The organism is Tomitella cavernea (genome assembly GCF_016599145.1).
Lineage (GTDB): Bacteria > Actinomycetota > Actinomycetes > Mycobacteriales > Mycobacteriaceae > Tomitella > Tomitella cavernae.
In genome coordinates this window covers 13,241-25,506 of sequence record NZ_JAENKO010000031.1, presented here as the reverse complement: position 1 = coordinate 25,506, position 12,266 = coordinate 13,241, and the positions used below count along the sequence as shown (strand labels likewise).

Sequence of the window (12,266 nt, the reverse complement as noted above, 5' to 3'; positions counted from 1 at the left end):
GGGAAACGGTCGGATCGGCATGGGAAACGGCCGGATCGGCATGGAAAAGACAGCATCGATGTGGAGGCGGGAGGATCGCGGAGGAAGCGGCAGGCCGCGCCGGGGCGACTAGGCCCCGGCGAACCATGGGACGGGCGAGGCCCGCCGTCGAGGGCGGCCGCCGGTGCTGCGTTAGGGTAAGCCGATGAACGTTGAAGTCACGCCCCTGCCGGGGATCGGCGTCCGCAAGGACTTCGAGGTTTCAGCACGGCGGCGGATCGGCGTCGTCACGCATCGTGAGGGCGGACTGGACTTGATCCTGTCGCGTTCCGACGACCCCGACGCCTGCATGGCCTCGATCCCGCTGACCGCCGAGGAGGCCTCGACGCTGAGCAACCTGCTCGGCGCCCCCCAATTGGTCGAGCAGCTGCGCGACGAGCACCGCGACCTGCCGGGGCTCACCACCCGCCAGATTTCCGTGCCGGAGGACTCGCCGTTCGACGGACGCGCGATGGGAGACACCCAGATCCGCACCCGGACGGGCGCGTCGATCGTCGCGGTCATGCGCGCCGGTGAGATCCACCCCTCACCGCGGCCGGATTTCACGATCATCGGCGCGGATCTACTCATCGTCGTCGGAACCGCAGAGGGCATCGCGGCGGCGGCCAAGATCCTGCACCGAGGCTAGGCCGCCCGTGGACGCCGCAACGCTCGGGCTCCTCGAGCTCGGTGGCGTCTTCTTCGTGCTGGGTGTGGTGGGCCGCCTCGCGGGCCGCATCGGCCTCTCGCCCATTCCGCTGTACCTGCTGGGCGGGCTCGCCTTCGGCAACGGCGGGCTGATCTCGCTCGGCGATATCGGCGACTTCAGCGACCTGGCCGCAGATATCGGCGTGGTCCTGCTTTTGCTGCTGCTGGGACTCGAGTACTCGGCGGCCGAACTCATGACCGGGCTGCGCCGCTCGTGGTTCGGCGGCGTGCTCGACGTGATCCTCAACGCGGCTCCGGGGGCGGGGCTGGCGCTGCTGCTCGGGTGGGGTCCCGTCGGTGCTCTCGTGATGGGCGGCGTCACCTACAGCTCGTCCACAGGGATCATCGCCAAAGTGCTGTTGGACCTGGGCCGCTACGGCAACAGGGAGACGCCGGTGGTGCTGTCCATCCTCGTCTTCGAGGATCTCGCGATGGCGGTGTACCTGCCGATCCTCACCGCGGTGATCGGCGGTGTCAGCGTGCTCGGCGGGTTCGAGGCGGTGGGCATCGCGCTGCTGGCCGTGAGCGTGGTCATGGTGATCGCCCTGCGCTACGGCCGGTTCGTCTCCGCGCTCGTCGCCAGCCCGGACAAGGAGACGTTCCTGCTCAAAATGCTCGGTGCCGCGCTGCTGGTGGCAGGGTTGGCACAGGCGTTGCAGGTTTCCGCGGCGGTCGGCGCGTTCCTGTTGGGCATCGCGGTGTCGGGTGTGACCGCCCGGAATGCCGCCAAACTGCTCGAACCGCTGCGGGACCTGTTCGCGGCGATCTTCTTCGTCGTCTTCGGGCTCAACACGGACATCGCGACGATCCCCCCGGTGCTCGGCTGGGCGCTGGCGCTCGCGATCGTGACCACCGTGACCAAGATCATCACCGGTGTCGTGGCCGCGCGGCACGCCAACGTGGCTCGGATGGGTCAGCTCCGCGCCGGCACCACGCTCGTGGCGCGCGGTGAGTTCTCCATCGTTATCGCGGGGCTGGCCGTGGCGGCCGGCGCCGCCAACGGCGAGCTGGCCGCCATGGCGAGCGCCTACGTGCTGTTGATGGCGGTCCTGGGGCCCGTGCTCGCCAAGGTGGCCGAGCCCGCCGTGCGAGGACTGCAGGACCGGGCAGAGCGGCGGCGGAACAGGCGCAGGCGCGCGCGGGCCGAGGACCTGTCGGCGTCGGCAGGTGAGGTCGAGCCGCTTCCCGGTGGCACCGGCACGCGCGGAACGGTCGGCGACGGTGGCCGTCGTGCCGGGTCCAACGAGGCGACCGAACCCGCGGGGGAGTGACCGGCGGCGCGTGGGCGGCGGTACGAAAGTTCCGGCCGCCGTCCCCTTGCAAGGGGACGGCGGCCGGAACGCGGCAGGCCCGCTGCTCATCGGGCCTGCCGGAGGTGCTCAGTCGAGGTAGTCGCGCAGGACCTGCGAGCGTGAGGGGTGACGGAGCTTCGACATCGTCTTCGACTCGATCTGCCGGATCCGCTCGCGGGTGACGCCGTACACCTGGCCGATCTCGTCGAGGGTCCGCGGTTGCCCGTCGGTGAGGCCGAAGCGCAGCCGGACCACGCCGGCCTCCCGTTCGGAGAGCGTCTCGAGCACCGAGCGCAACTGGTCCTGCAGCAGCGTGAACGAGACGGCGTCCACGGCCACGATGGCCTCGGAGTCCTCGATGAAGTCGCCCAGCTGGCTGTCACCCTCGTCGCCGATCGTCTGGTCGAGCGAGATCGGCTCGCGGGCGTACTGCTGGATCTCGAGGACCTTCTCGGGCGTGATGTCCATTTCCTTCGCCAGCTCTTCCGGGGTGGGCTCGCGGCCCAGGTCCTGGAGGAGCTCGCGCTGGATGCGGCCGAGCTTGTTGATGACTTCCACCATGTGCACGGGGATGCGGATGGTGCGGGCCTGGTCGGCCATGGCCCGGGTGATGGCCTGGCGAATCCACCACGTGGCGTAGGTGGAGAACTTGTAGCCCTTGGTGTAGTCGAACTTCTCGACCGCGCGGATCAGGCCCAGGTTGCCCTCCTGGATCAGGTCCAGGAATGCCATGCCGCGGCCCGTGTACCGCTTGGCCAGGGAGACGACCAGGCGCAGATTCGCCTCGAGCAGGTGGTTCTTGGCACGGTTGCCGTCGCGGGAGATCCACATCAGGTCGCGGCGCACGGCGACTGTGGGACGCTCTCCGCGTTCCTTGTACTCGCCGAGCTTGTGCGTGGAGAACAGTCCTGCCTCGATGCGCTTGGCCAGCTCCACCTCCTGCTCGGCGTTGAGCAGCGCCACCTTGCCGATCTGCTTGAGGTAGGCGCGAACCGAGTCGGCGGAGGCGGTGAGTTCGGCGTCCTTGCGTGCTTGGCGGAGCGCCTCCGATTCGTCCTCGTCCCAGACGAAGTCGCCGGAGGCCTTGTCCTTCTCGGAGGGCTCCTCGGGCTCGTCGTCCACGGGGATCTCGGCCGGATCGATGTCGTCGACCTCGTGCGCGTCGCCCTTCGCGCCGGCGGACTTGGCGGACGCCTTCTTGGCTGCGGTCTTCTTCGCCGGGGCCTTCTTCGCGGCCTTCTTGGCGGGCGCCTTCTTGGCTGCGGTCTTCTTCGCCGCCGTCTTCTTGGCGGCCTTCTTGACTGGTGCGGCGTCGGCGTCGGACGGTGCCGAGGACTCCGTAGAGCCGTCGGGTGTGGGACGGGTATCGGTGGCTACCACGTACGCCCTTTCATGACGATGTCGTGCAAAATCACACCGGCGGTGCCCGGCGGAGAGTCTGAGCGGATCTTCCGGAACGAGCCGGACTACGTGCCATTGTAACGATCGACGGGGGCCGGTGGTCGTGGACATGACCCGCGCACCGGCGCAGCGGCACGTCGGGCCTGCGGATCCGGCGTTGCACCAGCGGATGCGCCGCCCGCGCGGGCTGTCGCACGACGGCCCGCGCGGGACTAAGGGCGGAGCGGCGACGGACGGGCACGGACGGTGCGGCTAGGGCCGGAGAACCGCGTGCGGTGCCGCGGCCATCAGTGCGGCACCGACGATGCCCGCCCGGTTGTGCAGGGTTGCGACGCGCACCGGGGTCTCGTTGGTGAGCCGGGGGACCCACTTGTCCGAGTCCTGGCTGATGCCGCCGCCGACGATGAACACGTCGGGGTAGACCAAGCGCTCGATCGCGAGGAGCACCCGCGACACCTCCGCGCTCCAGTGCTTCCAGCTCAGGTTCTTGCGGGTCCGCACGGACGAGGCGGCGCGATGCTCCGCCTCCTTGCCGTCCACCTCCAGGTGGCCGAACTCCGTGTTGGGGACGAGCACGCCGTGGTTGAGCAGGGCCGACCCGATTCCGGTGCCGAAGGTGAGCAGCATGACGGCGCCGTCGATGTCACTGGCGGCACCGTAGCGGTCCTCGGCGATGCCCGCCGCGTCGGCGTCGTTGAGGACCGCGCAGTCGAGCCCGAGCGCGTCGCGGAAGTGCGCGGTCGCCGGTACGCCGATCCACGACGGGTCGATGTTGGCGGCGGTGCGCACGACGCCCGCGCGCACCACCGACGGGAGTGTGATGCCCACCGGTCCCGCCCACTGGGCCTGATCGACGATGGTGCGCACCGTGTCCGCCACCGCGTCGGGCGTGGCGGGCGATGGCGTCGGGATCTTGATGCGCGCGTCGACGAAGTCGCCGGAGCGCAGGTCCACCATGGCGCCCTTGATGCCGCTGCCGCCTATGTCGACTCCGAAGGCGATCTCGTGGGAGGCGGCCGCCGTGGCCGCCGACCGCCCCCTGCTCCGATCCGCACTGAGTTCCGGCGTCACGCCCACCGCAATCCCTTTCCTGTCGCAGATTCCGCGGGCCGCGCCGCCGCCCGCCTGCCGTGGTCCACACGCCCGGCACCGGCGTCTGGACTGGCGGGGACCGGACGCACCGCCCCGAGTAGCGGACATCACATTACCCGCCGCGCGGAGACGGCACCGGCGTCGACGTGGAAGGGGCCGTGTGCTGCGATGGAGGAGTGACTGGCTTCGAGGATCGACCCGAGAACAGGTACGGACCGGGCTCCGGGGCGGTCCCGGCCGTCTCCACTGCGGAGGTGCGCGAACTACTCACGGTGGCCGTGGACGTGGCGCAGGCCGCCGCCGCGCATGTGCGGGCGCGCAGGCCGCAGGTCTTCGGCGGCCCGGGCCGGGGATATCCGGCCGGCGGCGTCGAAGCCGTGCGCGCCAAGAGCACGCCGACCGACCCTGTCACGGTGGTCGATACCGAGGCGGAGGACCTGGTGCGCTCCATGCTCGCGCGGCTGCGTCCCGACGACGCGGTGCTGGGGGAGGAGGCGGGCGGCGGCGCGGCGCGGCCGGGCACGGTGCGATGGGTCGTCGACCCCATCGACGGGACGGTGAACTTCCTGTACGGGATTCCCGCCTACGCGGTCTCGCTCGCCGCCCAGGTCGACGGCCGGTCGGTGGCCGGGGCGGTCGTGGACGTGGCGGGCCGGCGACTCTACACCGCCACGGCCGGTGGGGGTGCGCACGTGACCGACGACGACGGGACTGTGGCGCCGCTGCAGGTCACCGGCGTGTCCGACCCGGCGGTGGCGCTGGTAGCCACCGGTTTCGGCTACGAGCGGTCGCGGCGCGTGCGGCAGGGGCGGGTCATCGCGGAGCTTTTGCCGCAGGTGCGCGACATCCGGCGGATCGGCGCCGGGGCGCTGGACCTGTGCATGGTCGCGGCCGGGCAGGTGGACGCGCACTTCGAGCACGGGCTGAGCCCTTGGGACTGGGCGGCCGGTGCGCTGATCGCCGGCGAGGCGGGCGCCGTGGTGCACGTGCCGGGCCCCGATTCGACCAGCGGCGAGGGGGCGGTCACGCTGGCCGCGGCGCCGGGGGTCGCGGCCGCGCTCCGGCGGATTCTGGAACAGGCGGGCGGGCTCGACCCGATCCCGGCGGACTGACCCTGCCGGTGTGGGATTCCGCCGTGTGGGAGATCAGCAGCGCACGTCGTGCGCACCGGCGATCAGCGCCGGGTCCACCGTGGGGGCGGAGCCGCCCTGGGGGACGCGCAGCGCCTTGAGCACGGCCTCGGCGTCGGAGTTGGTGGACAGGTCGTGGAAGAGCGTGCCGAGGGCCAGGTCGACGGTGGCGTCGGCGCGATCGTCGCGGATCAACTCGGCACACGGGACCACCAGCCACAGGGTGCTGGCCGTCGCCGCACCCTGTTCGCCATAGCGGATCTGGCCCTGGCACTGCAGGGTCTGGTTGAGGTAAACGGGATCGTTGGCGACGGCGTTGTCCGCGGCGGGGTGGAACCCGATGTCGCTCAGCCCTGCGGCCACGTGCGCCGCCTGGCCGCTCTGCCCGTTGGCGTTGAACACCCGGATACGGGTGTCGGCGAGCGGTGCGGGATCGACGTCGCGCAGCGAACCGTCCGCCTTGTGGCCGAGCGGGGCTCCGCCGGGGTCCGGCGGGTTGCACGCGGCGGCCGCAGCATCCTTGCCGTCCGTGTTGAATGCCACAGTCCAGACGATTGCGACGAGGATCACGAGGACGACGGTGACGATGAGGGCGGGCAGCCGGTTGCGGTGCCGGAACGGGCGGCCGCGCCAGTCGGTCGAGTGACCGTTGGTGATCAGTGCAACCACGGGCTGTGGGCCTTTCCTCGCGCCCCGGGGGGCGGCTTCCTGTTGTCGTTCACCGTATGCGCATCGGCGTTTTCCACATGTGCAGCGTCGAGCCGTGCGCTCGCCGCAGGCGGGCCCGCCTGCGGCGACCGGTGTCACCACCCTATGCGCGAGGGCGGGCCCGGGGCAGTGCGACACACGCTGAACCCGAGGTGTTCGGGGCGGATTCCGTTCGTACACGCGGCACGCCGGGGCCGACGGATCGGGTTCGGGGCACCCTGTGGGGCGGGTTTTCCGGCGGGCACGGCCGGCCGGGGGACGGGGGCGGTGCAGGGTGGCGCTGGAGCGTTCGCTATCGTCTTGCCGCCCGGACCGGCCGATCCGGGTGCTGCGCGCCCGCGTCGAGCAGGCGGAGAATGTGGTGAACATCACCTTTGTTTCCGGGCATATGCGGGCACAAAACGTGGTAGGAGCGCGTTATGCAGCCAAGGCGTTCGAACCCGGCGTGACAAGGCGCTCGCGTTCGACACGAGCATCAGGCACGGCGACACCGTGCGGCGAGGCAGGGGAAGGAACAATGGCTACCGACTACGACGCCCCCAGGCGCGGCGACTCGGAAGAAGCGGGAAAGAACTCCTTGGAGGAGCTCAAGTCCCGTCGCGGCGACGCGCAGGCCGCGTCTGCGGACGTGGACGACGGGGAGACGACCGAGTCCTACGAGCTGCCCGGTGCGGATCTGTCCGGCGAGGAGCTGTCCGTTCGCGTTGTGCCGAGGCAGCAGGACGAGTTCACCTGCAGCAGCTGCTACCTGGTCCACCACCGGTCGCGGCTCGCGGAGGTCACTCCGGACGGCCAGCTTCTCTGCCGCGACTGCGCAGGCTAGGCCCGCGGCACGCGAACACGCGGCCGCTCCGGCGCATCTCGGAACTCCGAGCGGCACCGGGGCGGCCGCTTTCGTTCGGGGGCGGCCCGGGGCGCGGGCGCTACTCGGCCGGTGACGTGTGGGCGGGTCGGTCGCCCTCGATCGGCGCCTGGGGTACGCCCAGGGCGTCGAGGAGGCGGTGGGGCCGACGCGAGCTCACCAGCCAGTAGGGGGTGGGGTCGTCTGCGTCGTCGAGGACGATCAGCGCCAGCGGCCCCACCCAGGGGCGCTGGAAGACGAACGCGGCCGGATCCAGTTGGCGGCCCATGGCGGCCCGCTTGGCCGACCGCGGCACCGCCACCGCGCGGGACACCGCGCTGAGCGGCAGATGCGCGCGGCCGGCGATGTGGAACTCGCGCCCGGCAGGGCCTGCGGTGACGGTGAGCCGTGACCGACTGAGCCAGGCGCCCGCTGCGAGGGAGACGGGCTGCATCGCGACCATCAGCACCCAGGTGGGGACAGAGGGGAACGCCAGATGGAGCTCGTAGCCGATCAGTGCGGCGACGGCCGCACCGATGAGCCACCACCAGAGGGGGATCCACAGGCGCTCGCTGTAGACGACGTCGGGGACCGGCCGGCCGCCGGTATCGGTGGACTGTGAAGCGTTGGACACGCCACCAGGATAGTCTGGCCGGCTGTGTCCACTGATTCTGCTGTCCCCGCCGGCCGTGACGACCCCGCCGGCACCCCGCGAGCCGGTGATTCCGGCGCGCCGCCGGGGCGCGTGCGGCTGCGGCGCCTCGACGCCGGACTGCCCATGCCGCGCCGTGCGCACCCGGGCGACGCCGGGGTGGACCTGTGCTCCGCGACGAACGTCCGCATCGCGCCGGGGGAGCGGGCGCTGGTGGGGACCGGCATCGCGGTGGCGCTGCCCGTCGGGACGGTGGGACTGGTGCATCCGCGCTCCGGATTGGCCGCACGCGCCGGGTTGTCGATCGTCAACACCCCGGGCACCATCGATGCGGGTTACCGTGGTGAGATCAAGGTCTGCCTGATCAATCACGACAGGCGGACGGCCATAGACATCACGCGCGGCGACCGGATCGCGCAACTCGTCGTGCAGCGGGTGGAGTTGGTCGACTTCGTGGAGGTCGACGAGCTGGACGCGACATCGCGGGGTGATGGCGGTCACGGATCGAGCGGAGGGCACTCGGCGCTCGGGGACGGACGTTCCGGCAGCGGCGACGGTCCAGGCGAGTCGACGGAACAGGGAGTGTGACGGTGTTCGGGCGCAAGAAAAGGAACGAGGCCCAGGCGACGGATGACGGGCAGCCCGGGCAGAACCCCACGGAGCAGCATGAGGCCGGTACGGAGCCGGACGCCCCTCCGGCCCAGGATGCGCCGGGGGCCCAGGACACCCCTCCGGCCCAGGACGCCGCGGACGCGGAGGTTTCCGGGGACGGCGCCTCCGGCGCGCCGGAGGACGAACCCGCGGAGTCCCAGGACCGCAGCGACGGCCCGTTCGATGAAGCCGAGGTGGAGGGCCTCGAGGAGCTGGCGGCGGAGTCGCGCGTACTGGACTTGGGTTCAGTGCTCATCCCGGTGCCCGAGGGCGGCCAGGTGCAGGTGGAGATGGCGCCCAACGGCAGCGTCAACGGCGTGTTCGTCACGGTGGGCGGCGGCCGCGTGACGATGGCGGCTTTCGCGGCCCCCAAGTCGCCGGGCCAGTGGCGGTCGGTGATCACGGAACTGGCGGAATCGGTGCGGGGAGACGGTGCGACGGCCTCGGTGCGCACCGGCCCGTGGGGGCGCGAGCTGCACGCGGCCTCCGCCAACGGCGACGTGCGCTTCATCGGTGTCGACGGGCCGCGGTGGATGCTGCGCGGCGTCGCGATCGGGCCCACCGGCTCCGTCGGTGACGATGCGGAGCTGACCGGGGTGGCGCGTGAGATGATCAGCGGCGCCGTGGTGCGCCGCGGCACGGAGCCGATGCCGGTGCGCTCGCCGCTGACGGTGACACTGCCCCAGGAACTGGCGCAGCAGCTCGCCCAAGCCCAGCAGCAGCGCGCGGCGCAGACCCAGTCCGAGCAGCAGCGCGCGGCGATGGAGCAGCTGCAACAGCGTCAGCAGCAGATGAGCGACGCGCTGCGTGAGGCGTCCCACGGCGCGCAGGGGGGCGTGGAGACCGGCGGCGACAGCGCTGCACCGCCGGCGCCCCGGCAGAACCCCAACGGTTCTGCGATGCAGCAGTTCCGGCGCGGCAACGGCGCCTGACCGGGCCCGAGGGCAGCACAGCCGGACGAGGCGCACCGCGGGCGGGCCTACGGCGCGGCGGTGATCACGTCCGCGCGGCGCGGCAGTGATCACCGCGTCCGCGCGGCGCGGCGCAACGCCTCCGCCCCGGCCCTCGACAGTACCGACGGGTCGACGCCCAGCGCGTCGAGCGTGATGGTCGACACGGCGCTGCAATGGGCGGCACGGGCCCACGCGCGGGCCACCTCGACGGGGTGCAGCGGGTCGTCGACGACCCCCACTACGCCGAGCGGGGCGTCGAGAGCCGATATCTGCCGAGGTGTCGGCGCCACGTAGGCGGACGCTGCGCGCATCGAATCGGCGAGGTCCGCGCCCAGAGCGCGCCACGAGCGGGCGAGTTCGTCGCCCAGCCAGCGGGGCGAGGTGGCGCGCATCTGCGCGATCGTCGGCTCCACCCCGTCGGCGGCCACGCGCTGCGCGGTGATGGCCGCGCTCGCCGCGCCGGCGCTGCCGTCCGGTCGGCCGCACCAGGCCGGCATCGCGCCGATGATCCCCGCCACGCGCCCCGGCGAGCGCAGGGCCCACTGCACCGCCGCCATCGCGCCGATGGACACGCCTCCGATCAGGATGCGCCCGCCGTCGCCTGCCGCACGGGCCGCGTCGTCGAGTGCGTGGTGGTATCCGTCGATCAGCGCGGAGCGCGGCGCGACGGCGATGATGCGGTCGGCGCCGAGCGCCGCGGCGGCGGGGGCGAGGGCGCGCCGGGCGAAGTCGTCGTCGGAGCCCGTACCAGGCAAGAGGACGGCGATCGGGGCGTCGAAGGTCACAGGCACGTGACGATCTTCCAGCCCGGACGAACCCGCCCCGCAGGCGGGTCTAGGGTGGCGGTGCAAGGCGGGCGAACCGCGTGAGAGAAGCGTCATCAGGAGCGCGTCATGGCTACCGCGGCTAAGGGCTATTTCCGTCGGCTGTCACAGCGGCTGACGGAGGACATCGACGACCTCGACACCAAGGAGATGGTCGCGGCCACCGAGGCCGCGGGGGTCCGCCCGTGCACGGACTTCGTCCGCGGCGAGGAGATCACGATGGTCGGCCGGCTGCGGACGGTGTCCGCGGGCACGCGCGGGTGCGCGGCGGGCATGGAGGCCGAGCTGTGGGACGGTCACGACACAGTGACGCTCGTGTGGCTCGGCCGGCGCCGCATCCCCGGGATCGAGCCCGGACGCACCGTCTCGGTGCGCGGGCGGCTCGGCGATCGCGACGGCGCGAAGGTGCTCTACAACCCCCTGTACGAGCTGCAGGGGGAGCCATGAGGCGCGGCCTGGCGGCCGGCCGGCGCACGCGCACGCGCACGTGTGGCACCCTCGAACGGTGACGCAGGAGCAGGAACGCAAAGAAACCCTTCTCGAGCAGATGGGCGGGATCGGCGGGCTCGTCTACTCGACGCTGCCGATCCTCGTTTTCGTCCCCGTCAACGCCGTCTGGAGCCTGCAGCCCGCACTGTTCGCGGCGCTGGGCGTCGCGGCGGCCATCCTCGTGTGGCGTCTCGTCCGCGGTGAGAAGATCCAGCCCGCTGTCTCCGGCTTCATCGGTGTCGGCATCTGCGCCTACATTGCGCACCGCACCGGCACCGCCAAGGGCTACTTCCTCTTCGGTATCTACACCTCCCTGGTCTACGGGGGTGTCTTCCTGCTGTCCGTACTGGTGCGCTGGCCGCTGGTGGGGGTCATCTGGAACGGGCTCAACGGGGTATCGTCGCGCTGGCGCTCGGTGCGGCGGGCCCGCACGCTCTACGACGTCGCGACGATCGGCTGGGCCGTCGTGTTCGCCGCCCGCTACCTGGTGCAGTCGCAGCTCTACGACTCGGACCAGACGGGCTGGCTCGCCTTCGCGCGCATCACCATGGGCTGGCCGCTGGCCGCACTCGCCCTGCTCGTCACCTTCTACGCGATCCGGCGTGCAGACACGGCGGTGTTCGAGGCCCTCGGTGCACCGGAGGGCGAGGCGCCTGGCGAAGGTGTCGCTGACGATGAGTCTGCCGACGACGAGGCTGTTGACGCAGAAGCTGCCGACGACGATGGACCGGGCGTCGGGAATGGGCGGTCCGCTGCGGGGGGCACGCCGGAGCCCGGCTACCCTGCCGGCGAGCCGTACCCCTCCGATGAACCGAGTCCCAGGGCCTGACGCAGCTCGCTCTCGACACCGTCGGAGGTGACGAAGAGCAGTTCGTCGCTGCCCTCGAGCGGGTCGTCCGGCTCCGGCACGATGACGCGGCCGCCGCGCAGGATCGTCACCAGTGCGGCATCCCGGGGCAGGGGAATCCTGCGCACCGGCTTGCCGGCGAGGGGCGTGTCGTCCGGCAGGGTCACTTCGACGAGGTTGGCGCTGCCTTGGCGCAGGGTCATCAGCCGCACCAGGTCGCCCACGGTCACCGCCTCCTCGACGAGCGAGGCGAGCATCTGCGGCGTAGAGACGGCCACGTCGACGCCCCACGACTCGTCGAAGAGCCACTCGTTGCGAGGGTCGTTGACGCGGGCGACGACCCGCTGCACGGCGAACTCGATTTTCGCGAGCAGGCTGGTGACCAGGTTGGCCTTGTCGTCGCCGGTGGCGGCGATCATGACGTCGATGTTCTGCAGCTCGGCCTCCTCCAGGCGGCCGAGCTCGCAGGCGTCCGCATGCACCCAACGCGCGCCCGGGATGGCCTCAGGGGCGACAGCGGACGCCTTGCGCTCGATGAGCATCACGCTGTGGCCGCTGATCAGGAGCTCTCCCGCGATGGCGCGGCCCACCGCGCCCGCTCCGGCAATGGCAATTCTCATCGGGGCACCCTCGTCACTCGTTCCGGTCTGTCGTGCGTCG

The 12,266-nt window shown here is 71.6% G+C and carries 14 protein-coding genes; 8 read left to right on the top strand and 6 right to left on the bottom strand.

Going from position 1 to position 12,266, the window contains the following annotated elements; genetic code table 11:
• Window positions 1–184 precede the first annotated feature (184 nt).
• Complete coding sequence (locus tag JJ683_RS11915) at window positions 185–667, top strand: cation:proton antiporter regulatory subunit (protein ID WP_200174357.1); 483 nt, start codon at window positions 185–187, stop codon at window positions 665–667.
• 7 nt (window positions 668–674) lie between these two features.
• Window positions 675–1,997: a cation:proton antiporter gene (locus JJ683_RS11910; protein ID WP_200174355.1), complete on the top strand. Its 1,323-nt coding sequence runs from the start codon at window positions 675–677 to the stop codon at window positions 1,995–1,997.
• Between the two features lie 108 nt (window positions 1,998–2,105).
• Here the strand turns inward: JJ683_RS11910 and JJ683_RS11905 are convergent, their stop codons facing one another.
• Complete coding sequence (locus JJ683_RS11905) at window positions 2,106–3,398, bottom strand: RNA polymerase sigma factor (RefSeq protein ID WP_200174352.1); 1,293 nt, start codon at window positions 3,396–3,398, stop codon at window positions 2,106–2,108.
• Window positions 3,399–3,671: 273 nt separating this feature from the next.
• Window positions 3,672–4,421, bottom strand: a complete 750-nt coding sequence (gene ppgK / locus JJ683_RS11900) for a polyphosphate--glucose phosphotransferase (protein WP_307810888.1) — start codon at window positions 4,419–4,421, stop codon at window positions 3,672–3,674.
• A gap of 344 nt (window positions 4,422–4,765) precedes the next feature.
• Here ppgK and JJ683_RS11895 point away from each other — a divergent pair, with 344 nt between their 5' ends.
• Complete coding sequence (locus JJ683_RS11895) at window positions 4,766–5,623, top strand: inositol monophosphatase family protein (protein WP_200174396.1); 858 nt, start codon at window positions 4,766–4,768, stop codon at window positions 5,621–5,623.
• 33 nt (window positions 5,624–5,656) lie between these two features.
• Here JJ683_RS11895 and cei read toward each other — a convergent pair whose 3' ends face one another.
• Window positions 5,657–6,310, bottom strand: a complete 654-nt coding sequence (gene cei / locus JJ683_RS11890; RefSeq protein WP_200174350.1) for an envelope integrity protein Cei — start codon at window positions 6,308–6,310, stop codon at window positions 5,657–5,659.
• 556 nt (window positions 6,311–6,866) lie between these two features.
• On the opposite strand from cei, the gene JJ683_RS11885 reads away from it, so the two are divergent.
• Entirely contained in the window at window positions 6,867–7,172 is a 306-nt protein-coding gene (locus tag JJ683_RS11885) for a DUF4193 domain-containing protein (RefSeq protein ID WP_143908450.1), read from the top strand.
• Window positions 7,173–7,272: 100 nt separating this feature from the next.
• Here JJ683_RS11885 and JJ683_RS11880 read toward each other — a convergent pair whose 3' ends face one another.
• Entirely contained in the window at window positions 7,273–7,824 is a 552-nt protein-coding gene (locus JJ683_RS11880) for a DUF3093 domain-containing protein (RefSeq protein WP_200174349.1), read from the bottom strand.
• 111 nt (window positions 7,825–7,935) lie between these two features.
• Between JJ683_RS11880 and dut the strand changes: the two genes are divergently transcribed.
• Both dut and JJ683_RS11870 read left to right on the top strand, forming a co-directional pair.
• On the top strand, window positions 7,936–8,430 hold the full coding sequence (dut, locus tag JJ683_RS11875; RefSeq protein ID WP_307810887.1) for a dUTP diphosphatase: 495 nt from the start codon (window positions 7,936–7,938) through the stop codon (window positions 8,428–8,430).
• Window positions 8,427–9,425 carry a DUF3710 domain-containing protein gene (locus JJ683_RS11870; protein WP_307810885.1) on the top strand — a complete coding sequence of 333 codons (999 nt, stop codon included), beginning with the start codon at window positions 8,427–8,429 and terminating at the stop codon, window positions 9,423–9,425. Before dut ends, JJ683_RS11870 begins: the two co-directional genes overlap by 4 nt.
• An 89-nt stretch (window positions 9,426–9,514) precedes the next feature.
• Here the strand turns inward: JJ683_RS11870 and JJ683_RS11865 are convergent, their stop codons facing one another.
• Window positions 9,515–10,237, bottom strand: coding sequence for an alpha/beta hydrolase family protein (locus JJ683_RS11865; RefSeq protein WP_200174348.1), 723 nt, complete (start codon window positions 10,235–10,237; stop codon window positions 9,515–9,517).
• A gap of 102 nt (window positions 10,238–10,339) precedes the next feature.
• Here JJ683_RS11865 and JJ683_RS11860 point away from each other — a divergent pair, with 102 nt between their 5' ends.
• Window positions 10,340–10,717 carry an OB-fold nucleic acid binding domain-containing protein gene (locus tag JJ683_RS11860; RefSeq protein ID WP_182347636.1) on the top strand — a complete coding sequence of 126 codons (378 nt, stop codon included), beginning with the start codon at window positions 10,340–10,342 and terminating at the stop codon, window positions 10,715–10,717.
• A gap of 100 nt (window positions 10,718–10,817) precedes the next feature.
• Window positions 10,818–11,588: a DUF3159 domain-containing protein gene (locus JJ683_RS11855; protein WP_200174390.1), complete on the top strand. Its 771-nt coding sequence runs from the start codon at window positions 10,818–10,820 to the stop codon at window positions 11,586–11,588.
• Here the strand turns inward: JJ683_RS11855 and JJ683_RS11850 are convergent.
• Entirely contained in the window at window positions 11,537–12,226 is a 690-nt protein-coding gene (locus tag JJ683_RS11850; protein ID WP_200174347.1) for a potassium channel family protein, read from the bottom strand. The two genes, JJ683_RS11855 and JJ683_RS11850, sit on opposite strands and share 52 nt — an antisense overlap.
• Window positions 12,227–12,266 lie beyond the last annotated feature (40 nt).

Coding starts and splice junctions, on each gene's coding strand:
- JJ683_RS11915 (WP_200174357.1), top strand. CDS start 185: ATGAACGTTGAAGTCACGCCCCTGCCGGGGATCGGCGTCCGCAAGGAC.
- JJ683_RS11885 (WP_143908450.1), top strand. CDS start 6,867: ATGGCTACCGACTACGACGCCCCCAGGCGCGGCGACTCGGAAGAAGCG.
- JJ683_RS11860 (WP_182347636.1), top strand. CDS start 10,340: ATGGCTACCGCGGCTAAGGGCTATTTCCGTCGGCTGTCACAGCGGCTG.
- JJ683_RS11855 (WP_200174390.1), top strand. CDS start 10,818: ATGGGCGGGATCGGCGGGCTCGTCTACTCGACGCTGCCGATCCTCGTT.
- JJ683_RS11850 (WP_200174347.1), bottom strand. CDS start 12,226: ATGAGAATTGCCATTGCCGGAGCGGGCGCGGTGGGCCGCGCCATCGCG.